Origin of the sequence: Pantoea sp. SIMBA_079 (assembly GCF_046940275.1) — a bacterium.
GTDB lineage: Bacteria > Pseudomonadota > Gammaproteobacteria > Enterobacterales > Enterobacteriaceae > Pantoea > Pantoea borealis.
Genome location: NZ_JAWRYR010000392.1, coordinates 1 through 267, shown reverse-complemented (window position 1 = coordinate 267; position 267 = coordinate 1). Strand labels below are relative to the sequence as shown.

Annotated in this window: 1 protein-coding gene; it reads left to right on the top strand. The window is 75.3% G+C overall.

Going from position 1 to position 267, the window contains the following annotated elements; translation table 11 throughout:
* Positions 1–267: hypothetical protein (locus SB719_RS20505; protein WP_412159792.1), on the top strand; the 267-nt coding region annotated here is incomplete at both ends.

The following is a 267-nucleotide window of genomic DNA, read 5'->3' as shown; positions in this document are numbered from 1 at the left end:
CGGGTCGGTCACCGCTGCGCCCGCTTCCTGCCGACCGACACGTTGAGCTTCACGCAACTGGTCGAGGCGCGCCAGGCCGCGGCACTGGCAGGCAGCCTGCCCGCCGAGGCCGCGCTGCTGGCGATGGGCGAACCGCTCGACGACGACGCGGACTACAAGGCGGCGCTGGTCGATCGCGTGCAGGCCTCGCGGGATCCCGAGGCGTTCGTCGCGCTGGCGCCGGCGATGGGCGTCGCCGCCAGCGACGATGCGGCGCTCGCCGGTCGC